The sequence below is a fragment of the Actinokineospora diospyrosa genome (assembly GCF_024171925.1).
Classification (GTDB): domain Bacteria; phylum Actinomycetota; class Actinomycetes; order Mycobacteriales; family Pseudonocardiaceae; genus Actinokineospora; species Actinokineospora diospyrosa.
The window spans coordinates 49,931-72,718 of record NZ_JAMTCO010000008.1 but is presented as its reverse complement, the minus strand read 5'-3'; the positions used below and the strand labels follow the sequence as shown (position 1 = coordinate 72,718).

21 protein-coding genes are annotated in these 22,788 nt (G+C 68.7%); 15 read left to right on the top strand and 6 right to left on the bottom strand.

Features of this window, described 5'->3' with window-relative positions; all coding sequences use genetic code 11:
• The first annotated feature begins 14 nt into the window (after positions 1 to 14).
• From LV75_RS16435 to LV75_RS16400, 7 genes are all read left to right on the top strand, one after another.
• The gene (locus LV75_RS16435) at positions 15 to 791 is read left to right on the top strand and encodes an SDR family NAD(P)-dependent oxidoreductase (RefSeq protein ID WP_253887788.1); all 777 of its coding nucleotides are present in this window, start codon (positions 15 to 17) and stop codon (positions 789 to 791) included.
• Positions 792 to 804: 13 nt separating this feature from the next.
• Positions 805 to 1,743, top strand: coding sequence for an aromatase/cyclase (locus LV75_RS16430; protein WP_253887787.1), 939 nt, complete (start codon positions 805 to 807; stop codon positions 1,741 to 1,743).
• A gap of 3 nt (positions 1,744 to 1,746) precedes the next feature.
• Complete coding sequence (locus LV75_RS35505; RefSeq protein ID WP_308210998.1) at positions 1,747 to 3,735, top strand: SDR family oxidoreductase; 1,989 nt, start codon at positions 1,747 to 1,749, stop codon at positions 3,733 to 3,735.
• Positions 3,710 to 4,912, top strand: a complete 1,203-nt coding sequence (locus LV75_RS16415) for an MFS transporter (protein WP_253887786.1) — start codon at positions 3,710 to 3,712, stop codon at positions 4,910 to 4,912. The genes LV75_RS35505 and LV75_RS16415 overlap by 26 nt, the downstream gene beginning before the upstream one ends.
• On the top strand, positions 4,896 to 6,440 hold the full coding sequence (locus LV75_RS16410; RefSeq protein ID WP_253887785.1) for an acyl-CoA carboxylase subunit beta: 1,545 nt from the start codon (positions 4,896 to 4,898) through the stop codon (positions 6,438 to 6,440). Before LV75_RS16415 ends, LV75_RS16410 begins: the two co-directional genes overlap by 17 nt.
• A complete protein-coding gene (locus tag LV75_RS16405; RefSeq protein ID WP_253887784.1) occupies positions 6,437 to 6,631 on the top strand; it encodes an acyl-CoA carboxylase epsilon subunit in 195 nt (64 codons plus the stop codon). The genes LV75_RS16410 and LV75_RS16405 overlap by 4 nt, the downstream gene beginning before the upstream one ends.
• 114 nt (positions 6,632 to 6,745) lie before the next feature.
• Positions 6,746 to 7,459, top strand: a complete 714-nt coding sequence (locus LV75_RS16400; protein WP_253887783.1) for a response regulator transcription factor — start codon at positions 6,746 to 6,748, stop codon at positions 7,457 to 7,459.
• A 3-nt stretch (positions 7,460 to 7,462) separates the two neighbouring features.
• Here the strand turns inward: LV75_RS16400 and LV75_RS16395 are convergent, their stop codons facing one another.
• Together LV75_RS16395 and LV75_RS16390 are read right to left on the bottom strand one after the other, a co-directional pair.
• A complete protein-coding gene (locus LV75_RS16395; protein WP_253887782.1) occupies positions 7,463 to 8,131 on the bottom strand; it encodes a response regulator transcription factor in 669 nt (222 codons plus the stop codon).
• 292 nt (positions 8,132 to 8,423) lie between these two features.
• Positions 8,424 to 8,927 carry a MarR family winged helix-turn-helix transcriptional regulator gene (locus LV75_RS16390; RefSeq protein WP_253887781.1) on the bottom strand — a complete coding sequence of 168 codons (504 nt, stop codon included), beginning with the start codon at positions 8,925 to 8,927 and terminating at the stop codon, positions 8,424 to 8,426.
• A 90-nt stretch (positions 8,928 to 9,017) separates the two neighbouring features.
• Here LV75_RS16390 and LV75_RS16385 point away from each other — a divergent pair, with 90 nt between their 5' ends.
• The gene (locus LV75_RS16385) at positions 9,018 to 10,424 is read left to right on the top strand and encodes a DHA2 family efflux MFS transporter permease subunit (protein WP_253887780.1); all 1,407 of its coding nucleotides are present in this window, start codon (positions 9,018 to 9,020) and stop codon (positions 10,422 to 10,424) included.
• A gap of 94 nt (positions 10,425 to 10,518) precedes the next feature.
• Complete coding sequence (locus LV75_RS16380; RefSeq protein WP_253887779.1) at positions 10,519 to 11,082, top strand: NADPH-dependent FMN reductase; 564 nt, start codon at positions 10,519 to 10,521, stop codon at positions 11,080 to 11,082.
• Positions 11,083 to 11,166: 84 nt separating this feature from the next.
• Here the strand turns inward: LV75_RS16380 and LV75_RS16375 are convergent, their stop codons facing one another.
• Positions 11,167 to 11,391, bottom strand: a complete 225-nt coding sequence (locus LV75_RS16375; RefSeq protein WP_253887778.1) for a hypothetical protein — start codon at positions 11,389 to 11,391, stop codon at positions 11,167 to 11,169.
• A 93-nt stretch (positions 11,392 to 11,484) separates the two neighbouring features.
• Between LV75_RS16375 and LV75_RS16370 the strand changes: the two genes are divergently transcribed.
• On the top strand, positions 11,485 to 12,135 hold the full coding sequence (locus LV75_RS16370; RefSeq protein WP_253887777.1) for a PIN domain-containing protein: 651 nt from the start codon (positions 11,485 to 11,487) through the stop codon (positions 12,133 to 12,135).
• Between the two features lie 32 nt (positions 12,136 to 12,167).
• Complete coding sequence (locus tag LV75_RS16365; RefSeq protein ID WP_253887776.1) at positions 12,168 to 12,677, top strand: hypothetical protein; 510 nt, start codon at positions 12,168 to 12,170, stop codon at positions 12,675 to 12,677.
• A 228-nt stretch (positions 12,678 to 12,905) separates the two neighbouring features.
• On the opposite strand, the gene LV75_RS16360 is transcribed toward LV75_RS16365, so the two are convergent.
• Together LV75_RS16360 and LV75_RS16355 are read right to left on the bottom strand one after the other, a co-directional pair.
• A complete protein-coding gene (locus LV75_RS16360; protein WP_253887775.1) occupies positions 12,906 to 15,125 on the bottom strand; it encodes a hypothetical protein in 2,220 nt (739 codons plus the stop codon).
• Between the two features lie 1,255 nt (positions 15,126 to 16,380).
• Positions 16,381 to 16,584, bottom strand: a complete 204-nt coding sequence (locus LV75_RS16355; protein ID WP_253887774.1) for a hypothetical protein — start codon at positions 16,582 to 16,584, stop codon at positions 16,381 to 16,383.
• 122 nt (positions 16,585 to 16,706) lie between these two features.
• Between LV75_RS16355 and LV75_RS16350 the strand changes: the two genes are divergently transcribed.
• From LV75_RS16350 to LV75_RS16335, 4 genes are all read left to right on the top strand, one after another.
• Complete coding sequence (locus LV75_RS16350; protein ID WP_253887773.1) at positions 16,707 to 17,618, top strand: cyclic nucleotide-binding domain-containing protein; 912 nt, start codon at positions 16,707 to 16,709, stop codon at positions 17,616 to 17,618.
• Positions 17,619 to 17,726: 108 nt separating this feature from the next.
• A complete protein-coding gene (locus LV75_RS16345) occupies positions 17,727 to 18,719 on the top strand; it encodes an IS30 family transposase (protein WP_253887772.1) in 993 nt (330 codons plus the stop codon).
• A gap of 908 nt (positions 18,720 to 19,627) precedes the next feature.
• Positions 19,628 to 19,768 (top strand): hypothetical protein, encoded by a 141-nt coding sequence (locus LV75_RS16340; RefSeq protein ID WP_253887771.1) that lies wholly within the window; start codon positions 19,628 to 19,630, stop codon positions 19,766 to 19,768.
• 104 nt (positions 19,769 to 19,872) lie between these two features.
• Positions 19,873 to 20,451 carry a DUF8817 family protein gene (locus LV75_RS16335; protein WP_253887770.1) on the top strand — a complete coding sequence of 193 codons (579 nt, stop codon included), beginning with the start codon at positions 19,873 to 19,875 and terminating at the stop codon, positions 20,449 to 20,451.
• A gap of 43 nt (positions 20,452 to 20,494) precedes the next feature.
• On the opposite strand, the gene LV75_RS16330 is transcribed toward LV75_RS16335, so the two are convergent.
• Positions 20,495 to 22,594 (bottom strand): M6 family metalloprotease domain-containing protein, encoded by a 2,100-nt coding sequence (locus tag LV75_RS16330; RefSeq protein ID WP_253887769.1) that lies wholly within the window; start codon positions 22,592 to 22,594, stop codon positions 20,495 to 20,497.
• Positions 22,595 to 22,788 lie beyond the last annotated feature (194 nt).

Genomic DNA, 22,788 nt, shown 5'->3' with positions numbered 1-22,788 from the left:
GGCGAGGAGCAACGATGACCCAGCACACCGCCATCGTCACCGGCGCCACCAGCGGCATCGGACTGGCCGTGACCGAACTGCTCGCCGAGCGGGGCGACCGCGTGTTCGTCTGCGCCCGCACCGCCGAGGACGTCACCGCCCTGGTCAAGCAGCTCCGCGCGCAGGGCCGCGAAGCCGACGGCACCGCCTGCGACGTCAGGTCCAAAGAGGACATCCAGGCCGCCGTCGGCGCCGCGGTCGCGGCGTTCGGGCGGATCGACATCCTGGTCAACAACGCGGGCCGCTCCGGCGGCGGGGTCACCGCCGAGATCGACGACGAGCTCTGGTTCGACGTGCTCGACACCAACCTGAGCAGCGTGTTCCGGATGACCCGCGAGGTGCTGACCACCGGTCGGATGCGCGAGGGCGACTGGGGCCGCATCGTCAACATCGCCTCCACCGCGGGAAAGCAGGGCGTGGTGCTCGGCGCGCCGTACTCGGCGTCCAAGCACGGCGTCGTCGGGTTCACCAAGGCGTTGGGCAACGAGCTCGCGCCGACCGGCATCACGGTCAACGCGGTGTGCCCCGGCTACGTGGAAACCCCGATGGCGCAACGGGTCCGGCAGGGTTACGCGGCCGCGTTCGACACCACCGAGGAGGCGATCCTCGCGAAGTTCCAGGCCAAGATCCCGCTCGGGCGCTACTCGACCCCGCAGGAGGCCGCGGGCCTGGTCGGCTACCTGGTCACCGACACCGCCGCGGCCATCACCTCGCAGGCGCTCAACGTCTGCGGCGGTCTCGGCAACTTCTAGAGAGGAGCACACCATGACCACCCGAGAGGTCGAACACCACATCGACGTGGACGCGCCCGCGGCACAGGTGTACCGGATGATCGCCGAGGTCGAGAACTGGCCGCTGCTGTTCCCGCCGTCGGTGCACGTGGACTACGTGGAGCGCGGCGAGTCCGCGGAGCTCATCCGGATCTGGGCCACCGCCAACGGTGAGGCCAAGAGCTGGACCTCGCGCCGCGAGCTGGACCCGGCGGCGCGGCGGATCACCTTCCGCCAGCAGCGCTCCACCCCGCCGGTCGCCGCGATGGGCGGCACCTGGATCATCGAGGAGACCGGTCCGGGCAGCGCCCGGGTGCGGCTGCTGCACGACTACCGCGCGGTGGACGACGACCCGGCCGGTCTCCAGTGGATCGACGAGGCGGTCGACCGCAACAGCCGCAGCGAGCTGGCCGCGCTCAAGTCCACCGTGGAGGACGCGGCGAACCGGGCCGAGCTGATCCTGTCGTTCACCGACAGCGTCGAGGTCGACGCCGCGGCCGCGGACCTCTACGACTTCGTCAACGAGGCCCAGCACTGGTCCGACCGGCTGCCGCACGTGGCCGCGGTCGACCTGCGCGAGGACACCCCCGGGCTGCAGGTGCTGCGGATGGACACGCTGACCAAGGACGGCGGCCAGCACACCACCGAGTCGGTTCGGGTCTGCTTCCCGCACCGCCGCATCGCCTACAAGCAGACCCTGCTGCCCGCGCTGATGAGCCTGCACACCGGCCAGTGGGACTTCACCGACAACGGCGCGGGCGGCACGACCGCCAGCTCGCAGCACACGGTGGTGGTCAACACCGACAACCTCGCCCGGGTCCTGGGTGCCGATGCCACGGTGGACGACGCGCGCCAGTTCCTGCGTGAGGCGTTGGGCCGCAACAGCCGAGCCACCCTCGGGCACGCGGCCGAGTACGCCAGGGCCCGGCGCTGAGCCGTGCCCCGGACCACCGAGGTACCCGCTCGAGACACCGATGTCGTGGTGGTCGGCGCCGGGCCGGTCGGCCTGCTGCTGGCGTGCGAACTGCGGGCGCACCGGGTCGGGGTGACCGTGGTGGAGCGGCTGGACCGCCCCACCGGGCAGTCCAGGGCCTCGACGCTGCACGCCGCGACGATGGCGCTGCTGGCCGAGCGCGACCTGCTCGACGTGCTCGGCCCGCCGGTGCGCGGGACGGGTGGCCACTTCGGTGGCCTGCCCCTCGACCTGGCCGAGGCCGACCCGGAGCACCCGTTCGCCGGGGTGTGGAAGGCACCGCAGACGGTGGTCGAGGCCGGGCTCGCTCGCCGCGCCCTCGACACCGGCGCGCGGATCCTGCGCGGCCACGAGGTCACCGCGGTCACCAGCCGCCCCGACCACGTCGAGGTCGTGGCGGGCACCCTGCGGCTGCGGGCGCGTTACCTGGTGGGGTGCGACGGCGAACGCAGCACCGTGCGGCGGCTGGCGGGTTTCGACTTCCCCGGCACACCCGCGGGCCGCGAGCTGCTGCGGGCCGATGTCGCCGGGATCGACGTGCCCGCCCGCCGCTTCGAACGGCACCCGAGCGGCCTGGCGATCTCCTCGCGCGGACCGGACGGCGTGACCAGGGTGATGATGCACGAGTACGGCACGGCCCCGGACGCGCGCACCTCCGATCCGGACTTCGCCGAGGTCGTCGCGACCTGGCGGCGGATCACCGGTGAGGACATCGGCGGTGGGAAACCCCTGTGGGTCAACGCGTTCGGCGACGCGTGCAGGCAGGTCACCCGGTACCGGGCGGGCCGGGTGCTGCTGGCGGGCGACGCGGCGCACCAGCAGCTGCCGGTGGGCGGGCAGGCCATCAACCTGGGGCTGCAGGACGCCGCCGACCTCGGCGGCAAGCTCGCCGCCCAGTTCCGCGGCGGCGGCGAACGGCTGCTGGAGAGCTACCACGAGGTCCGGCACGCGGCGGTCAGCCGCGCGCTGACCGGGATCGCCGCACAGGCGCACCTGCTGCTCGGCGGCCCGGAGGTGATCGCGCTGCGCGAGGTGGTCGCCGAACTGCTCGACCTGCGGCCCGTCCGCAAACACCTCGCCGCCGCCATCAGCGGCGTGGACCAGCCCCGACCACAACGGGATCCACTACGAGATCCACTACGCGACGCGGTGCCCGCCCGGGCGCCGCGGGAAGACAGGAGGACGACCATGGGCACCCTGAGCGGCAAGACGGCGTTGGTCACCGGGGCCAGCCGCGGCATCGGCAAGGCCACCGCGATCCGGCTGGCGCGCGAGGGCGCGCTCGTCGCGGTGCACTACGGGCACGACCCGGCCGCGGCCGAGGAGGTGGTGGCGGCCATCGAGGGCGACGGCGGCAGCGCCTTCCCGGTGCGCGCCGAACTCGGCATCCCCGGCGACGTGCACGAGCTGTTCCTCGGTCTGGAGCACGGGCTCAAGGAACGGACCGGGTCCACCGAGCTGAACATCGTGGTCAACAACGCGGGCGTCATGGGCGGGGTGGCGCCGGAGGACATCGTCGCGGAGCAGTTCGACCAGCTCTACGCGGTCAACGCGAAGGCGCCGTTCTTCATCGTGCAGCGGGCGATCGGTCTCATGCCCAACGGCGGCCGGATCATCAACATCTCCTCCGGACTGACCCGGTTCGCCAACCCGCAGGAGATCGCTTACGCGATGACCAAGGGCGCGATCGACCAGCTGACCCTGCACTTCGCCAAGCACTTGGGACCGCGCGGCATCACCGTGAACAGCGTCGGCCCCGGCATCACCAACAACGGCACCCCGGTGTTCAACATGCCGGAGGTGGTCGAGCAGATGGCGAAGATGTCGGTGTTCAACCGGGTCGGCGACACCTCCGACATCGCCGCCGCCGTGGCGTTCCTGGCGGGCGATGACGCGCGCTGGATCACCGGCTCCTACATCGACGCCAGTGGCGGCACGCTGCTCGGCGGCTGAGCCCGTGCGCCCCGACACCGCCGCCGCGCCCCGGACCCTGCTCGCGGTCCTGGCCGGGGCCATGCTCCTCGACGCGCTCGAGGTCTCGATCGTGCTGCCGGTGCTGCCCTCGGCCGAGGCCGACCGGGGCACCGCGCACTGGCTGATGAGCGGTTTCGCGGCCGGGTTCGCCCTGCTGCTGGCCGTGGGTGGGCGCCTGGTCGCCCGCCTCGGCAGGCGGCGGACCTACCTCGCCGCGCTGGCCGGTTTCGCCGTCGCCTCGGTCGCCGCGGGTCTGGTCGAGGACACCGGCTGGCTCGTGGCGACCCGGGTGGCGCAGGGCATGGGTGCCGCGCTCACAGCGCCCGCCGGGCTGGCGATCATCGCCACCACCTTCCCGGCGGGCGCCGCCCGCAGGCGCGCGGTGGCGGTGTACTCGCTGTTCGGCGCGGGTGGGTTCACCGCGGGTCTGCTGCTCTCCGGCGCGTTGGCACTCGCGCACTGGCGGTGGGTGCTGGTGTTCCCGGCGCCGGTCGCGCTGGTCTTGGCCGTGCTCGCCACCCGGGTGCTGCCCCACGACACCCTCGGAGCCGGACGCGGGACCACCGTGGACCGGCTGCCGCACCGGGCTCCCCAGGTCCGAGCGGCCATCGGCGCGGCCCTGCTCAACGGGTCCTACCTGGCCCTGCTGGTCCTGACGACGTTCACCACGCACACCGCCTTCGGTTGGGCGCCTTGGCGAACAGCGCTCGCCCTGCTCCCCGCGTGCGTGCCGTTGGCCTGCTCGTCGCTGTTCGGCGCGGACCTGGTGGGCCGCTTCGGCGCCCCCCGGCTGATCGCGGCGGGCGCGGCCTGCGCGAGCGCGGGCTACCTGCTGCGACTGACCACACCCGAGTCCTACCTGAGCGGTGTGCTGCCGACGCTCCTGCTCGTGGGCGCCGGTTTCACGCTCTCCTTCGCCGCGCTGAACACCCAGGCGGTCGACGGTGTACCCGCCGCCGACACCGGCCGGGCGGTCGCGTTCTACCAGTGCTGCGTGCAGTGCGGCGCCGTGCTGCTGCTGACGGTGACCGCCGCCACCGCCACCGCGCTGCCGATCGTCGCGGGCGCGGGAGTGCTCGCGCTGGCGGTCGCGCTCACCGGTTTGGCCACACCGCCCCACCCGACCACGGAGGCCCACGATGGAAGACTGCCTTGACGAACTGCGGGCCAGGCGCGCCACCGCCCTGGACGGCCCGGACCGCCGGGCGACCGAACGCCAGCACGCCAAGGGGAAGCTGACCGCGCGCGAGCGCATCGACCTGCTGCTCGACCCCGATTCGTTCCAAGAGGTGGAACAGCTGCGCAGGCACCGGGCCGTCGGGTTCGGCATGGCGGACCGCAGGCCCTACGGCGACGGCGTCATCACCGGCTGGGGAACGGTCCACGGGCGCACGGTGTTCGTGTACGCGCACGACTTCCGGGTCTTCGGCGGCGCGCTCGGCGAGGCGCACGCGCAGAAGATCCACAAGCTGATGGACCGCGCGATCGCCGCGGGCGCCCCGCTGGTCTCGCTCAACGACGGCGCTGGCGCGCGCATCCAGGAGGGCGTCACCGCGCTCGCGGGCTACGGCGGCATCTTCAGCCGCAACACCAAGGCGTCCGGGGTGATCCCGCAGATCAGCGTCATGCTCGGCCCGTGCGCGGGCGGCGCGGCCTACTCCCCCGCGCTGACCGACTTCGTGTTCATGGTGCGCGACATCTCGCAGATGTTCATCACCGGCCCGGACGTGATCGCCTCGGTGACCGGCGAGCAGACCACGCACGACGGCCTCGGTGGCGCGGACGTGCACGCGGGCACCTCCGGTGTGGCGCACTTCGCCTACGACGACGAGCCGACCTGCTTGGAGGACGTGCGGTACCTGCTCTCGCTGCTCCCCCAGAACAACCGCGAACTGCCCGCCACCGCCGTCGTCGACGACCCGGTCGACCGGCGCACCGACGTGCTGCGGCAGGTGGTGCCCGCGGACGGCAACCGGCCCTACGACGTGCGCGAGGTGATCGCCGAGATCGTCGACGACGGCGACTGCTTCGAGGTGAGCCCGGCCTGGGCGGGCAACATCGTCTGCGTGCTGGCCAGGATGGGCGGTCAGACCGTGGGCGTGGTGGCCAACCAGCCGCAGTCGCTGGCAGGCGTGCTCGACATCCACTCGAGCGAGAAGGCCGCCCGCTTCGTGCAGTTCTGCGACGCCTTCAACATCGCGCTGGTGACCCTGGTAGACGTGCCGGGTTTCCTGCCCGGCGTGGACCAGGAGCACAGCGGGATCATCCGACATGGCGCGAAACTGCTCTACGCCTACTGCAACGCCACGGTACCAAGGGTTTCCGTGGTGCTGCGCAAGGCCTACGGCGGCGCGTACATCGTCATGGACTCCAGCTCGATCGGCTCGGACGTGTCGCTGGCCTGGCCCACCAACGAGATCGCGGTGATGGGCGCCGAGGGAGCGGCCAACGTCATCTTCCGACGCGAGATCGCCGCCGCCGACGACCCGGTCGCGGTCCGCACGCAGCGGATCAAGGAGTACCGCACCGAGCTCATGCACCCCTACTACTCCGCCGAACGCGGACTCGTCGACGAGGTGATCGACCCGGGCGAGACCCGGGCGGTGATCGTGCGCTGCCTGCGGATGCTCAGCCGCAAGGACCTGGGATCACCCCTGCGCAAGCACGGGAACCCGCCCCAATGAGCGACCAGGGCCCACCGCTGTTCACGGTGCTCAACGGAGAGCCGGACGACGCCGAACTCGCGGCGTTGACCGCTGTTCTACTCGCGCTCGAGCACCAGTGCGAAACGGACACTCGCGCGGCGGCCGCGGTGCCCGCGCCGTGGCTCAGGACCGGCTACACCGATCCCCGCGGCTGGCGCGGGGATCGCTGAGCCCGTCACGGCGCGGACCGGCAGGTGCGGTGGGTGCGGTAGCGTCGCGTGCACGGGAGGTGATGGTCTTCGACGGGACCGGGCGGCCGGGTCCTCGAAGTCCTGGGGGTTCTCATGGAACTGCACGACACAGCACCGGCAGGCATGGTGCCCGACGGGGTGGTCCGCTCGATGCTCGCGCGGTTCCACCCGGACCGGGCCGAGTGGCTGCGCCGACTGCTGCGCAGGCACGGCCACGACGTGCTCGTCGCGGACACCGACGAGCGGGCCATGCGCTGCGTCGACCGGGATCTGGTCCTGGTCGAGATCGACGACGGCGACGAGTCGCTGCAACTGTGCCGGGACCTGCGCGACCAGCGCGACATCGCGCTGGTCGCGGTGTCGGGACGCGACACCGAGCCCGAGCGGCTGCGGGTGCTGGCCGCGGGCTGCGACGACCACCTGTTCTGGGAGTGCGGTCCAGCCGAGACGATGGCCCGCGTCGACGCGGTGCTGCGCTGGGTCCAGCCGTGGAGCGCCGAGGTGGCGCTCGTCGTGCACGGGCCGCTGCGCATCGACGCGGGCACCCGCGAGGTCCGGCTCTCCGGCGAGCCCATCCACCTCACCCGCAAGGAGTTCGACCTGCTGCGGTTGCTGGCGGGCCGGGCGGGCGCGGTGGTGGACCGGGCGGAGATCCTGGAAACCGTCTGGGGCGAGGACTCCGCGGTCGTCGGGCGGAGCCTGGACACGCACGTGAGCAGCCTGCGGCGCAAGGTCGGCCGCTGGGTGTGCGTGACGGTGAAGGGCTACGGGCTGCGGATCGGCAGCCCGGACGAGGTAGGCCCCTGAGCCTCACGTGGCGGAGAACCGGAACCCGACGCCGCGCTGAGTGCTGATCGCGGCGAGCCCGCCCAGCTTGCGGCGGATGCTGTTGACGTGGGTGTCGATCGTGCGGCTGCGGCGCATCCAGGCGTTGTCGTCGTCCCACACCTCGGCCAGGATTTGCCTCCGGTCGAAGGTCACCCCCGGCCGCGAGGCGAGCAGGTGCAGCAGGTCGAACTCCTTGCGGGTCAACCGGATCGCGGTGCCGCGCAGGCGCACCTCGCGCGCGGGCACGTCGATCTCCAGGGCCCCGTAGCGCAGCGCGCGCCCGCCCACGCAGCGGGCCCTGGTGCGCCGGGTGACCGTGTTGATGCGGGCGATGATCTCGGGTGTGCCGCACGGCTTGCTCAGGCAGACGTCCAGGCCCGCGCGCAGCGCAAGCACCCGCTCCAGCGGGCTGCTCTCGGCGATCATGCCGATCATCGGCACCACGGTGCCCGACCGGATCCGCCTGCACACCTCGATCCCGTCCAGGTCGGGCAGGTCGAGGTTGAGCAGGACCACGTCGGCCTCGGCGCGGCTGCCGATCGCCGCGGCCCCGGTGGCGACGCGGGTGAGGTCGAAACCCCGGCCGCGTAACTCCGTCCCGATCCGGTCCACGCGCTCGGAGTCGCCTGACACGAACAGGACACGCAACATCTACTCCCCCAGGAGAATGAGAATGGCTCCACCGGGCCCATATGTCCCAATTGCCCGGTCCGACCCACGATTCACGGCCGCCTACGTCTTCCTTTTCTACAGCACATCGACCCGACTGGCCGACTGGTCCACAGAATGGTCACCGCGGTTTGTGACAACCGCAACACACATCGGCGACCGGCAATTCCCGGACTCCCAAGAATGTCAGTGGCTTGGGTTTCACTCGAATGGCGGAGATTAGCGGCGAAAATAGCGGAGCGCTATCACGACGGCGGATTTCGGCCGCCCGCGCTCAGGCCCGGGCCGATTTTCGCGATGCGGCGCCGGTGCGGGCGGGCGCGTTGGCGGGTCGTTCCACCAGTCTGCGCAGCAGTGAGTTGAGTTGCACCCGCTCGGCCGGGGCCAGATCGCGCAGCAGTTCGCCCTGCGCCGCGTCGACCAGGACGTCGAACTCGAGGAGCGCCTCCCGGCCCGTCGGGGTGATGTGCACGAGGTTGCGCCGGGAGTCGGCGGGATCGGGCACCCGCTTGGCCAGACCGTCGCGTTCGAGGTCGTTGAGGCCCGCGACCGCGTCGCCGCGGTCGATGCCGAGGCGGCGGCTCAGGTCGGCCTGGCTCAGCGACCCGAACTGGTCGAGCCCGGCCAGGATGGCGTAGCGCATCCGCCCGCCCGGCCTGCCGAAGTGCGCGACCACCAGCCGGTTGGCCCTGGCGGTGGCCTGGTGCAGCAGCCACGAGGTCAGCCGCCAGAGGCGCACCGGGGGGTCGACGTCCGGTTGCAGCAGCGGTTCGTCCATATCGCCGAGTGTAGCCCGGCCTGCGTTGGACATCCAACACAGGGGGAGTACCGTTGGAAGCCCAACGATAGGGACGGACAGGGGAAGACCATGGCGACCACGACGAAGGGCGAGACCGCCCGGGACCACGACGACGGGGGCGCCGTGCCCGCGTCGGTGTGGCGCACCGCGCTCCTGCTCGCGTTCGGCTCGCTGATGGCGGGCCTGGACACCTCGCTGGTCAACGTCGGGCTCGACACCATCGGCAGCAGGCTCGACGCGCCGCTGTCGACCGCGCAGTGGGTCAACAGCGGCTACCTGCTCGCGCTGGCCGCGGCGCTGCCCGCGTGCGGCTGGCTGAGCAAGCGGATCGGCGCGGGCAGGCTGTGGCTATGGGCGCTGGCCGGGTTCACCGTCGCCTCCGGGCTCTGCGCGGTCGCGCCGGACATCATCTGGCTGGTCGTGGGCCGGGTGGTCCAGGGCGTGGCGGGCGGGCTGCTGATCCCGGCCGGGATGACCATCCTGGGCCAGGTCGCGGGCAAGGGCCGGATGGGGCGGGTCATCGCCATCTCCAGCGTGCCCTCGATCCTGGCGCCCGCCTTCGGGCCGGTGCTCGGCGCGGTGCTCATCGCGAACCTGTCCTGGCACTGGCTGTTCCTGATCAACCTGCCGATCGGCCTGGTGGGCCTCCTGCTGGCGCTGCGCCACCTGCCCCGCGGCGAGCGCGGCGAGGCCGGGCGGCTCGACCTGGTCGCACTCGGCCTGGTGGTCATCGGCCTGCCGCTGACCGTCTACGCCCTCACCGAGATCTCCGGCTCGTCGAGCGGACCGCGGGCGTGGATCCCGCTGGTCATCGGCCTGGTGGCACTGGGGGCTTTCGGGTGGCGCTCGCTGCGCAGCGAGGAGCCGCTGATGGACCTGCGGCTGGTCGCCAACCGCCGGTTCGCCGCGGCCTCGGCGGAGGTGTTCTTCGCGGGCGCGTCACTCTTCGGCGGCCTGGTCGTGATGCCGCTGTACTTCCAGCTCCAACTCGGTGCGGACATCGTGGACGTGGGCCTGCTGCTGATGGCCTTCAGCATCGGCGCGGCGGCCACCTTCCCGGCGGCGGGCTGGCTCAACGACCGCTTCGGTGGCGGCGTGGTCACCGTGGCGGGCCTCGTTCTCACCGTGGCGACCACCGTGGCGATGGCGCTGCTGCCCGCCCGGCCCGACCTCGTGCTGGTCGAGGTGCTGCAGGTGCTGCGCGGGATCGGGATGGCGCTGGCGGGCTCGCCGGGGGTGTCCTCCGCGCTGGCCAGCGTCGACCAGCGGCAGCTGCCCGACGCCAGCGCCCAGGTCAACATCCTGTCCCGGGTCGGCGGCGCGCTGGGCAGCGCCCTGTTCGTGGTGATCCTGTCCGACGGCGCCACGGACCCGGCCGCCTTCCGCGAGACCTTCTGGTGGCTGACCGGCGCCTCCCTGGTGGCCCTGGCCGCGGCGGTCTGGCTGACCCGCGAGCAGCGCGCCGCGGCGCGCTGACCGGGTTATCGTTGGACACCCAACGAACCGCTGGGTATCGTTGGTCCATCCCACACACTCCGGCGGCCGCAGGGCACCTGGAAGGAAAGGCGACATGACGCGCATCGGCATCATCATCGGCAGCACCCGCCCCGGCCGGAAGGGCGAGGCGGTGGCGCAGTGGGTGCACAAGCTGGCGACCCAGCGCGGGGACGCCACCTACGAGGTCGTCGACCTCGCCGACTTCGCCCTACCGCACCTGGACGAGCCGGTCCCGGCCGCGATGGGATCGGACTACGCCAACGACCACACGAAGCGCTGGGCCGAGGCGGTGGCCTCTTACGACGGCTTCGTCTTCGTCACCCCGGAGTACAACCACGGCACCACGGGCGTGCTGAAGAACGCGATCGACTTCCTCTACCACGAGTGGAAGAACAAATCGGCGGGCTTCGTCGGCTACGGCCTGGTCGGCGCGACACGCGCGGTGGAGCAACTGCGACTGGTGGTCGCGGAACTGCACATCGCCGACGTGCGCGACCAGGTCGCCCTCTCGATGTTCACCGATTTTGACGCCAACGGGAACCTCACCCCCGGCGACCACCACGCACCGACCCTGGACAAACTGCTCGACCAGGTCGTCGCCTGGGGCCAAGCCTTGGCGCCCCTGCGCGCTAAGTAATGCACCGGTGACATGGCCCGCGGAGATTCTTCGCGGGCCATGTCGCGCACTATTCGGCCGAGTTCCCGGGGTGTGCGCCCGCAGTCATCGCGTGCGTCGTTCGGCTCGGACGAGCATGGCGACGCCCCAGGCCCAGGCGAGGACCACGGGGACCAGGAGCCAGGGCTCTTGGGTGAGGATCGCGAAGGCGCCGAGGAGGGCGCCGACGCCCAGCGGGACCGTGACGATGGGACCCGAGTGGTTGATGAGCGCACCGATGAGAACCACCCAGACGGCCGCGGTCGGTAGGAAGAGGATCAGCCAGCCCACGTGTCCCTCTCCTGGTTACCTTGTCCGTTGGGGATGGTAGACGACCCGGGTCGCGGGGCCGGGCGGCGGCCTTTGGTGTGGATTCACGCATTCGTGTTCAGCTTCACGGTGGATGCCGAGGTCCTCGACAACAAGCCCAGTCTGCTGGAAGCGGTCATCGACACCAACATTCTCATATACCTGCACACGCGCGTCGACCAAGCCGTGGCTCAGCGTTCCCAGATCCTGGTGGCCGACCATGTGCAGGGGCCGCCGCACCTGGTCGTCACCGACGGCCTCGACCGTGAACTTCAACGACACTCCCAGGCGCAACCGCAGCCCATCGAGCGCCGCAGCGGCATATCCGCGTCGCAGGGCCGCTCCCAGCGAGTCGAGGATCTCTTTCGGCAACTGGAGGCGGCGGCCGCCGGACGTGCTCTCCGCCCAGGACGAGGGCGATCTGTGGCAGACGGCAGCGGCAGCGGCCGCCGGTATCGGGGTTTCCTGACCTGGGATGAAGGACTCCGCGCCTGGTTCAAGCGACTCCACTTGGCGGTTCCGCACTGGGTGGACTCGGTCGTCCGCAAGGACGTGGGCAGGTACTGCGTCACGTTCACCGACAGCAGGCTCGTGCCCGGGGAGGCAATCCCCACGACCGCGGCGCTGAACTGGGACCGCTTCATCGCGGTCCCGACCTACGCCACCAACTTCTGCGACAACGCCAAGGCGTGGGCCGACAGCGGGTTCACCCTCGTCATCAACTGAGAGCGCACATCGGGATACGAACGGAAGATAAGATGCTGGGCAGGACACGAATCTCCGTGTTGGTGACGGCGCTTGCCGCCGGTCTCACGACGGTCGCCACGGCGGGGACCGCTGCGGCCGACAATCCGGTGCTAGCGCCCTACGCGTCCTACGCCGCCGTGGTCAACAAGGACGGCAATCTGCTGCGCGGCAGGAACGTTGAGCAAGTCCGGCGTGTCGACACCGGCCAGTACTGCTTGAACTTCACCGCCCTCTTCGACGTGAACACCAGCGTCGTGTCCGCGACGCTGAACTTCTTCGTGTTCCCGGGGGCCATCCGGTTGAGCAACACGACGCACAAGAAGTGCGACAACGACACCCGGTCTGTCTACACCACCGCAGTGAAACTGGACGAGGGTAAGTTCGTCTGGAGCGACACCGGGGTTCACGTTCGTCGTCTTCTGATCGGGTGGTTTCTGCCCGGCCCGGATGTGCCGTGCAGCAACCACATCGGTCGGTCGGGTTCCCAGTTGGCGGGGTCCTCGGTTTCACGGCGGGCTTGACGAAGCCATGCTCCGGATACAAGACATGGGCATCGCATTGGCCAGCTTGAGATCCGTCACGTCGACGAGTTCCTAACGTCCATGAACGACGTGCGCTGCACCACGTGGGGCAAACGCCGTTGACCGCGACCACGCCGCTGACCACGCTGGAGATCTTGCCTCCCGTGTAAAGCACCGAAACGGAGCACAACACCGACGCCCCAGGCCGTCGCCCCCGACGAATGACACTCACCCGGTCTCATCTGGCCATGCGGCTCGACCGTCCGACCGAAGTCCGTGCTGAAGCAACACTTGCCCGTCCGGCAACCGCCCTTGTTGTGCCAGCGCGACCAACTCCCGACAACACCACTCGTCTCCTACGACCGCCCGCCGCCGCAACTCGTCGAACCGCTTGTGCTTGGTAAGGACTGTCGCGCGCTGAAACCCGTCAGACCTCAACAAGGCCAACGCGTCGTCCACCTCGCCCCGTGAGAGGAGCAAATCCACAAGCACCTGTTTGGCCTCCACGTCGCCGCCCTCGGCGAGAGCACGCAGGCGGTCGAGTCGCCCCGCTTTGGCCAACTGTCTGGCCTGCCACGCGGCGTGTGCGTCTGGTGCGGCACCGATCAGATCCAACGCATCGTCCCACCGACCCGCCGCCGCGAGCAGATCCGCCAAGAGCACGAGGAGGACTCCGGGAAGGTGATCACCACTACCGACTTTGATAGTGGCGTCGAAGTTCCTGACATTCCACACTTGCTCGATAGCCCAGTCCAGGCCCTCGAATGCGACGAGAGCGGCTGACGCCTTGTCAGCCATTCGATTCCGCCAGCGTCGGATTCGGCGGGCGGAAAGGCTCGGCCAATCTGGGACAGGCATGAGTGCCTCGAGGGCTCCGGCGACATCGCCGCGTTGGAGCCGAAGGTCGAAGAGGGGCTCACACGCGCCCACCAACGACGACTGGCGCAGGCCTTCGATGTCCCCGAGCGAAGCCAAGTGACTTGCATACCAGTCCATGTTGTCAAGGCCGCTGTCAAACGATGCAGCCTCGGCTGCATTGTCGTCCGAAGCGAGCGCAGACACCAGGACCGACCTCGCCCGTTCGCTCGGGTGCTCGTGGACCAATGCCTTGGCTTCCTCGACTCGCCCCCATCGGACGAGCACCTTCGTCAGGGTCACATAAACCCATTCGACCTCGATCTGCTTGCGAGCGAAGAGTCGCAGACAGGCTTCGAGGTCGTGCCAGCGCCGCTGGTCCTCTAAGCGCCTGAGCGCGAACATGACAGGGTCGCCGAACCAGACTCGCAACTGCCTGTCCGGCACGCGGTTCAGCGCCGCGCGCAGTTCGGCGATCCAGCCGTGGTCGATGAGAGCGTCCATGAGTCGCAGGTTCTCCCACACCGAACAGTCGTTCGCGGAGCCGTACAGGGATCGGGCACTGTCGTAGCGCATCCGGTCCAATGCCGGTCTCACCAGGCGAAGGCGCTCGCGAGGGTCGGTGGTGTGTGCAGCGAGCGCGGCCCAGAGCGAATCCGGCAGCGTCACGACCTCGCGGGCCATTAAACCGTGCTGGTCGAGATAGTCGTGCAGCTCGAACCCGTCTGCGGGACCAGGGCCTGGAGCGCTGCGTCGACCGCGGAGCGCGGTGATGCCGAACCGGCTGGGGCGAGTCGCCCGGCGAAGGCCGAGAATGAACCAGTCCGCTGGAGGGTCGATCCGGTCGCTCCCGAGCAGATATCCCGCCCCGGCGTGTTCCAAAAACGCCGACGTGTATAGGGATCGGAAGGTGAACCGTTTAGCGTCCATCGCCGCCGACATGATCGCCGTGGCGAAACGGTCCTCCACGTCGTCGGGGTGTTCGAAACTTTCCACGAGCGCCGGGCCGCCGGTCAGTGTCTGGATGACCGCGCGATCGGGACCGGATTTCGACGCCGCGATCGATAGTCGCAGGTCCAGCGCCGCGCCCGCGCCCTGCTCGGCCACGCTGAACCGGTCGGCGACTCGTACACGAGTCGTCTTGTGCGTCAACAGTCCGCTCACGGACGAGTTGTCTGACTCGAGCCGCGACCAGTGCTGCGGCCACAGCGTGCCGACGGCGATCGGCGGGTCGTCCGACTCCAGGATCCTGCGGAGCGCAGCAGCCGCCTCACTTCCGCGCTGGCCCGCGAAGTGGTTCTGGGTCTCGTTGAGCCACAGAATCGTTCCCTGCCGCGGTCTGGTCGCAGCGACCGCGAGCAGGTCACCCGGAGTTCTCGGGTAGACCAGCGACCAAGTGCGCAGCTCGTCGTGGGACAGGATGGCCTCGAACAGCGCACGGGTCTTCCCGGTGCACGACGTCCCGGTCAACACGATGAACGTCGAGCGCGCCTCATCCAGCGCCGCGGCCAACTCGTCGTCGTGTCGTCGGCGCAGATACGTGGGGAGGTCGGGCAGGTCCCGGTCGACCGTGATGGCCCGGTGGATATCCAAGTCGAACGGATGCCAGTCGACGAAAGGGCGGCCAGTAGGAGGCCCACCGCCGAGGTGCAGGTCCCCGTTTATCGTGTGTGCCTGGACGATCCAGTCTCGTGGCCGATGACCTGATTGACCACCTCGGCGTCCCCCGACCGGTCCGACTTCTCCTCCGCGGGCACAGCGAACCCACCCTTCATCGATGCCCCCCCCCCCCAACAGTCTCGCACCGGACCTAGGTGTTCAGCTCTGACTGCGGCGCGAAGCGCGGGAAACCATCCAGGACAGCCGCCGACCTTCCTAGCTACGCCACAGCCCAGGCTCGCTATGGCCCGTTGAGACCGAACGCGCCGCGATCAGGCGTTATGTGAAGGCGCATGCCTGCCACCACCAAGGACCGCCCAAGACCTAATCCGCCGCCTGGCCCGCACAGTCTCCGACCTCAACGGCGACGAACAAGCCGTCGGAGCAAGCGCTAGTCCAGCCCGATCTTCGATCAGGAGGCAGGGGCCCTGGTAGAGAGATTGAACGCCATCGAGCGCGGATCGCGGCTAGTTGTGCCGACGTGAGCTCAACTTTGACCCCGTCGAGGTTTACGCCCACGTCTGGCATGCTTCGCCTCGTCCCTGTCACCCTGTCGTCAACTAGGTCGTCGCGTCGCACCTGTGGCCGTTCCAAGAAGGGCAGATATCCGTTACGGGTGCGTAGCTGGCCTCACGCGGCGGTCGGGCGAGGACAGCCTGTCGACTTGGCTTGTCGAGACCAAGCACGGACATTCAAGCGACCACCGCGACTCCGTACGAAGCGCTGACGCCTGCAGGCCAGAACCATCAGGACGAGCCCGTGCCACGACGGCAGTTAGGCGACCGGTCGGGTGAGTTGGTGTTGGCGATCAGTCCCGCGCATTCGAACCACGACGCCCCAGCCATCCATCTCTCCCCCGGCGAGAAGCAGCCATTGTTCGAGCAAGTGCCGCCGCTGGCCGAGCAGAGCCCACACCGAGATTTCGTCCAACACCCGAGGGCCCTCACGGCATAGTCCGCTCGGCCGCCCGTCCGGATGCCGGTGCCGCTGTCCTGCCAGACGTGGTGGCGGTGTTCCTAGCCCGATGCACAGAGGTGCGGGTCAGGATAACCTTCTGGCCGCAGTACTGCCCGACCACGACATCCAGGACCACCCCTCTGCCTGGTGGTTCCCTCGGACCGCCACCAGCCAGCACGGGTAACGGCGCTGCGCGACTTCCTGGTGGTCAATTTCCCCAAGAAGCCCACGACTAGTCGAGGTAGCCCAGCTCCCTCTCGATCACCAGAACCACAGGCACGGTCGCCCCGAGGGCCGCACCGCCGCCCAAGAACGCCGCCGCCAGCGCGACCCCACCCACGACCAACAGGATGCCGGTGACCAGGCCCGCTATGACGCCCAGCAGGACCGCCACCAGCACGAGCAACGTGCGGTGGGTAGGGCGATCGCTTCCCATGAGCCCAGCTCCTTTGTGTCAAAGGGCGAAACAAGTCGGCACTAGTATAGTGATGGTACTAAGCGAGACAAGAGGTGCCGATGTCGAGGTTGCCGACGCCCATCGATCCCGCCGCTGGGCCAGTGGCCGAGTTCGCGGCAGCGCTGCGAAGGCTGCAGGACGCTGCTGGTGCCAGGACGCGGAGCGTCGGTGAGATCGGCGCCCGGACCGGGATTCCTCGCTCGACCCTCTACGCCGCGCTGCGGGGCGATCGCTTGCCCCGTCGTGAAGTCGTGGCGGCCTTGGCCCGCGAGTGGGGAGGTGACGAAGCCAGGTGGTTGGCCAAGCGCGCCGAGATCGAGCAGGCGCTCACAATGGTCCCGGTCCAACCCCCCGTATCGGGTCATGCCGTCACCTTCACACGGGATGTTCTTGCACTGTGGCACGAGAACAGCACTCGCCGTGAGTATCGTCGCGGCGATACGCTCGCAGTTGAAGGTGACCCAGGCACCACGGTGCAACTTGTCGACCGCGGCTTTGTGAAGATCAGCAAGACCGGCTCTGGCCTCACGGTGACGCATGGTTTCCGCGGCCCGGGGACCCTCGTTGGCGAGACCGCAGCAATGGCCAGCCTGCGTAGCTCCACGACAGCGACCGCGGTGACCGAGGTGGCGGCGAGCGTCCTGACCAGTTCTCGATTCCTTGACCTGGTAGCAGCGAACCGCGCTCTCGCGAGTCAGGTCATGCGGGCGCTCGCCGTCCATGTATTGGCGCAAGAGGACGGACGGCACTCGGCGGCCGCGAAGACGGGCAAGGACCGACTCTTGGAGATCCTCCGTGATCTCGCCGACAACTGGGGTCAACCGGCCGACGACGGTTCAATCCTCATCCCGATCCCGCTGACCCAGCAGGACCTCGCGCACATGGCAGATCTCAGCCTCTCTTCCACAGCGCGCGCGTTGGCTGAGTTCCGCCAACGCGGTCTCGTCAAGACGGGTTATCATCACCTTCGAATGCTGCCAGTGCCGCACGGGGGGACCGGAGCGGACGAATGATCACGCCATCGGTGTTAGGGAAGCTTGACCTCAAGGGGTCGATGCGCCAGGCGTGAGATGATCTCGGGGTACTAGTGATCGGAGGTCATGTCTGTGGCGTGTCGTGTGGTGTTGAGTGCCGAGGAACGGGAAACGATTTCGCGGGAGTTACGGGCGAGCCGATCTTTTCGGTTCATTGGCGGGGTGTTGGGTCGTCATCATTCGGTGGTTGCTCGGGAGGTCGCCCGGAATGGCGGCCGGCTGGCTTATCGGGCGACCAGGGCGGGGAAACGTGCGAAGGTGCTGCGGGCGCGTCCGAAATCTCGCAAGGTGGAGCGGTCGGGCAGGTTGCGGGATTATGTGATGGCCGGGCTGAACGCGAGATGGTTACCGCAGCAGATCGCGACCAGGATACGGGTGGAGTTCCCGACCGAGCCGGAGATGCGTGTGTCCCACGAGACGATCTACCGGACCTTGTTCGTCCAGGGGAAAGGCGAGCTGCGGGCCATGATGTACAAGGCCCTGCGGTCCGGTCGGGCGAAACGCGTGTCGCCATCGGCGAAGCGGCCCAGGCACGACCTGATCGTGGGCATGGTGAACATCAGCGAACGCCCGAAGGAGGCCGAGGACCGGGCCGTGCCCGGCTTCTGGGAAGGCGACCTGATTCTCGGGTCGGCGTGTAAGTCGCAGATCCTGACCCTGGTGGAACGGCAAACCCGGTTCGTGATGTTGATCCGGGTCCCGCATGACCGGTCCGCGGACCGTGTCGCGTTGTTACTGGCGAACAAGATGAAAACCCTGCCCGAGTTCCTTCGGAAATCGATCACCTGGGACCAGGGAAGTGAAATGGCCGACCACGCGGTGTTCACCATGGCGACCGGGATGCCGGTCTACTTTTGCGATCCGCACTCACCGTGGCAACGCGGCACGAACGAGAACACCAACCGACTCCTGCGCCAGTACTTCCCGAAAGGCACCGACCTCTCGGTCCACTCCCAGGCCTACCTCGACGAGGTCGCCCGCGAACTCAACGGACGACCCCGCCAGACCCTCGACTGGTACAAACCAGTCGAGAAACTCAACGAACTACTGGCCAAACACGGTGGCGCAATGACCCCTTGAGGTCAAGCTGCCCCACCTAGTGCATTGGCCGCAGCAAACGTCGTCTGTCATCGCAGGGCAAGCGAACAAGGAGAAACAGCGCCGACTATCAATCGTGATCCACGCCGACATGCCCGCGCCGCAGCCGCCTACAGCGCACCATATCCACCACAACGGCGGTCAACGCACCCACTCCGCCCATCGCCAGCAGAGCAATCAACGCCAACGTCCCAGCCGACAACTCTGGCGGATCACAGCCAGTGACCCCTGGCTGGTATCCGCACGCCGACATGCCTGCCGGGGACGACGTCCGTACCTCCGGTGCTGGCCCCAGTGCCTGTTCGGCCAAGTACCACACCAGCACGGCGAAGCTGACAAGAACGACCCCTATAGCCGCCGTCAGTGCGAGCACCCAGCGCCGTACCATCGTCACTCCTCATGGTGGAGACTGTTCACGAAGAGTACCGAGCCCAATGCTGGCTGGCTGCGCTTGGGCACAACATCGGTAGCATTGACCCTCATGTCTACTGAGAGTTCGGTGGCGTGCGCCCACTACCCAGGGCAACCGGGGTCGGTGTCGCGGCCCCGGTCACCGAGCCCCCGGCACCGGCGCCCACGAGGCAGTCAGCCACAGCCAGGTCGGTAGGTCCACCAGTTGCTTGGCCGCAGGACTCGCTGCGTTCGAGGGCGAGGGTAGCCGCAACAGCTCCGCCGACCTACCCGTTACTGCCCGCCTGTAGCTCACACACCGGGGTGGCACATACCCGCAGTCAGCGCCTCCCAAGCCAGTGCCCGCCAGCGCGGGCCAATCAGCTCCAGACTCGAGAAGACTGATCTGCCTACGGACAATTACGAAAGCGTCGCCACCTGTCCTCGGGCCGCAGCCGTGGGCGCTGATCAGCGAGTTGTCTAAGCAGGACCGCGAGTCGATGACGCAACGCAAGGATCTCGACAATCTTCTCGTGGTCGACCATGCGCAACAGTCGCAGCACGGCGAAGGCATGGGAGACGGCGAATCGGTCGACGTCCCGCTCTCACGACCGCTCTGCTGTGATGTCGATGGCGCCTGATTGCGCCCACCACCACGGCCTGCGGGGAGGAAGGCGTCGGAGGGTTGTTCGCTTGAGCAAATTGGTTCGTGTCGTTTCGGCGGGGCTTGGCTTAGCTTCGGGTGGTGGCGAACGAACTGACTATTCCGCTTTTGCCCTGTTCTTCTGTTGATGAGATCGCGTCGTTTTACGAGATGTTGAGCTTCGAGATCACCTATCGGCAGGTGCGGCCGAATCCGTATGTTGCGTTGCGGAGGGAAGACATCAATCTGCACTTCTTCGGGATGGACGGGTACGACCCGGCGCAGTCGTACAGTACCTGTCTGGTCATCGTGGCGGACACCGGTGAGTTGTTTGAGGCTTTCGCCGCGGGGATGCGGTCTGTGCACGGGAAACTGCTCATCTCCGGCATCCCGCGCATGACCCGGCCGCGGTTGCGCAACGATCGGTACACCGGGTTCACCGTCGTGGATCCGGGTGGCAACTGGATACGGATCAACGAGGCCACCAAGGAACCCGAGGCGCGGACCGTGCTCGCCAAAGCCATGGAGAACGCCGCGAGGCAGGCCGATGCGCGTGGTGACGAACGCCAAGGGTTGAAGATTCTGGAAGGTGCGTTGAAGCGGGCGACCGGTGACGAACCGGAGTTCCAGGCGGCGCAGGCGTTCCGCGACGAACTCGTCGAACGGATCAAGGGGTCTTAGCAGGCCGCGGGGACGGGCGGATCAGCCCGCCCCCGCAGTCTCGTCAGCCGTCGACGGTGCAGGTGGTGGTCGTGGTGGCGCTCGGGTTGCTCTCCGAAGTGGCCGTCAAGGTCACCGTCGCCGGTCCGGAACCGCTGTCCCGCTTGACGTGTACCGGAACCTGCACGTTCGCACCGAACTGCGCCGTGGCCAGCGCGTTGGGCACGGCGACCGTCCACTCTGGCCGGTCGTCTCTGGCTGTGACGCGGTAGACGTCGCCGTTGAGGTAGGCGCTGACGTCCTCTGGGTGCTGCCCGGCGGGCCTCGCGCCGGTGCCGGTGTTGGACAGTGGGAACACACACGTCGCCACGCCGTCCGGGCCGGTGCGCGCGGACGTGGGCTGCACCTGCACCCCGCGCTTCTGCGGGCCCGCGCCGCTGAGCGAGCGGACGGCGACGGTGTAGGACAAGATCCCCTTGTCGTCGCGCTTGATGTCGAGCACGTAGAAGTGCAGGCGGTTGGCCTGATCGACGTACTCGTACTCGCTGCCGGACCCCGTGCCCGCGTGCAGCAGCGCGTCGGAGAGCTGGCGGTAGTCGCCGATGGTGATGGGGACCTTGCGGCCGTCCGGCAGCACGTAGTCGGTCATGCCGATGTCCTGCGGGTTGGCATCGACCACCCAGGTGAACGGGGCGTCGTCGGTGTTCTTGGTCTTGGCCAGCAGGACGCCGGAGTCCGGGGTGAAGGAGTCCGATCCCATCCGGTCCACGACCTCGACGGTGTAGTTCTGGTAGCCGCCGCCGTCGCAGTACGGGTTGGTGCGGATGTCGCACCTGGCGGACAGGTCGCCCCGGTCGAGCACGATGTTGATGCCGGAGAGCCCAGTCGCGCCCGGTCGCACCTCGCGCGCGGTCACCCTGGCGATCACCGCGCCGGACTGGGCCAGCGCGTCTCGCGACAGGCGCAGGACGTTGACCTCGTCGAGGAAGCCGAGTTTCAGCTTGTTGCGCAACGTGTGCTGCGATCCCATCGACGCACCCGCGGTGGCCGGGATGACCCAGCGGGAGTGCGGGCCGCCGGGGCCGTTGAACGCGCCGCGGGAGAGCATGTCCCAGATCCCCGAGTAGTCCCGGCGCGGCGGGCTCCCGAACGGATTCCCGTAGTTGTCGCCGATACCGAGGATGTGGGTCAGCTCGTGGGCGAACACGCCCTGCCCCGAACTCTCCGCCTGCGTGGACGAACCGGTGACCGCGTTGGGCCACAACGTCGACGCGGACGCCCACGAGGTCCAGTCCACGTACCGGGTGCGCGCCGAGTTCGGCAATGCCGGGTCGGGCGAGCCGAACGCCCTGGGCACGTCCGCCTTGGTAGCGAACTTGATCGGCCCGAACTCCTGCCACGTGCTGGACTCGTCCTGGCCGGCGGACAGGTAGTAGATGAAGTCGAACCCGGCCGGGACCTGCGACCCGGCCGCGGCGACCCAGGCGGCACGGCCGTCGGTGCGCAAGTCGCGGGTACAGCGGTCGCCAGCCGGGCAGCCGGTGCCCGATTGGAACTCCATGCCGTACTCGTGGTCCTTGCCGGGCATGGTGTATGGGCCGAACGCCTTCAGGTCCACCCCGAAGCGCCCGCCGGAGTTCTCCATCCAGTACTCGTGCACGGTGTGACCGCGGTTGAGCGCGCCGGGCTTGTTCAGGAAGTCCTGGTAGAACTGGGCGACCTGGGCGCGCGGGACGTCGTGCGCCTCGGTGCCGGGGTTGCCGAAGACGGTCGAACGCGCGGGCTGGGTCACGACGAAGGGCTGGTTGCGGTAGTCCAACAGGACCAAAGCGCCTTTGACCGTGCGCTTCGAGCCCTTGACCGCCGGATCGGCCCAGTTCGTACCGGGGATACTCCGGTAGTCCCGCTCCCACGTCATGTGGTCGGGGTTGACCCAGTTCTGCGGGTCGATCGGCCCGGGCAACCCGTCGGACGCGGCGACCCGCGCCCCGTCCCGTGCCTGCTGCCACGGCTGCTGGCGCGGCCAGTGTTTGTACTGCCACTGGTGCTCGGGCTGGTCGGGTGGAGCCGCGGTCGCGGTGACATTCCCCGAGAGCAGCGCGGCAGCCGATAACAGCGCGCCGATAAGGACTAGCGGACGCCTGCGGACCCGGGTGAGGTACATGCCGCCTCCGATGTGTCGGTGCACCTCATGCTAATGATCCGGGCAGGTCGGGAAACCCTTGCCAGTTAACAGAAATCATGACGACCACGGGGTATATGCCCCGCCCCGCCCGTTCTGCTATGCCTCGGCCCCGGACGGGTGGAGTGGTCCGGTTGCCCGACGTTTGGTCACGACTGTGCGAATGCGGCCCACGC

Coding starts and splice junctions, on each gene's coding strand:
- LV75_RS16380 (WP_253887779.1), top strand. CDS start 10,519: ATGACGCGCATCGGCATCATCATCGGCAGCACCCGCCCCGGCCGGAAG.
- LV75_RS16435 (WP_253887788.1), top strand. CDS start 15: ATGACCCAGCACACCGCCATCGTCACCGGCGCCACCAGCGGCATCGGA.
- LV75_RS16390 (WP_253887781.1), bottom strand. CDS start 8,927: ATGGACGAACCGCTGCTGCAACCGGACGTCGACCCCCCGGTGCGCCTC.
- LV75_RS16385 (WP_253887780.1), top strand. CDS start 9,018: ATGGCGACCACGACGAAGGGCGAGACCGCCCGGGACCACGACGACGGG.
- LV75_RS16410 (WP_253887785.1), top strand. CDS start 4,896: ATGGAAGACTGCCTTGACGAACTGCGGGCCAGGCGCGCCACCGCCCTG.
- LV75_RS16355 (WP_253887774.1), bottom strand. CDS start 16,584: ATGGGAAGCGATCGCCCTACCCACCGCACGTTGCTCGTGCTGGTGGCG.
- LV75_RS16400 (WP_253887783.1), top strand. CDS start 6,746: ATGGAACTGCACGACACAGCACCGGCAGGCATGGTGCCCGACGGGGTG.
- LV75_RS16330 (WP_253887769.1), bottom strand. CDS start 22,594: ATGTACCTCACCCGGGTCCGCAGGCGTCCGCTAGTCCTTATCGGCGCG.
- LV75_RS16365 (WP_253887776.1), top strand. CDS start 12,168: ATGCTGGGCAGGACACGAATCTCCGTGTTGGTGACGGCGCTTGCCGCC.
- LV75_RS16405 (WP_253887784.1), top strand. CDS start 6,437: ATGAGCGACCAGGGCCCACCGCTGTTCACGGTGCTCAACGGAGAGCCG.
- LV75_RS16395 (WP_253887782.1), bottom strand. CDS start 8,131: ATGTTGCGTGTCCTGTTCGTGTCAGGCGACTCCGAGCGCGTGGACCGG.
- LV75_RS16340 (WP_253887771.1), top strand. CDS start 19,628: ATGACGCAACGCAAGGATCTCGACAATCTTCTCGTGGTCGACCATGCG.
- LV75_RS16430 (WP_253887787.1), top strand. CDS start 805: ATGACCACCCGAGAGGTCGAACACCACATCGACGTGGACGCGCCCGCG.